Source organism: Faecalibacterium sp. DFI.5.82, assembly GCF_029076575.1.
GTDB classification, from domain to species: Bacteria; Bacillota; Clostridia; order Oscillospirales; family Ruminococcaceae; genus Faecalibacterium; species Faecalibacterium duncaniae.
Map to the genome: position 1 here is coordinate 1 of NZ_JARFIS010001078.1, position 290 is coordinate 290.

General features: G+C 60.3%; 1 protein-coding gene. It reads right to left on the reverse strand.

The window, feature by feature from the left end:
• Positions 1-290: MATE family efflux transporter (locus tag P0G09_RS20225; RefSeq protein WP_275253572.1), on the reverse strand; the 290-nt coding region annotated here is incomplete at both ends.

The following is a 290-nucleotide window of genomic DNA, read 5'->3' on the forward strand; positions in this document are numbered from 1 at the left end:
ATGATGCGCAGGGCAGGCTTGCCGATGGCCAGCATGGCCTCGCTGGCGGAGAACAGGCCCAGCAGCTTGTCGGGCAGGAACTGGAACAGCAGGAAGCCGTCCAGCATGATGGCCTCGGCATAGAACATGGCGCACTTGATGGTCTTTTTGACACGGTCGGGCTTGCGGGCACCGTAGTTGTAGCCGATGAGGGGCACCATGCCGTTGTTCATGCCAAACAGGGGCATAAACACGAAGCACTGCAGCTTGAAGTAAACGCCGAACACGGCCACGGCGGTGGCGGTAAAGGC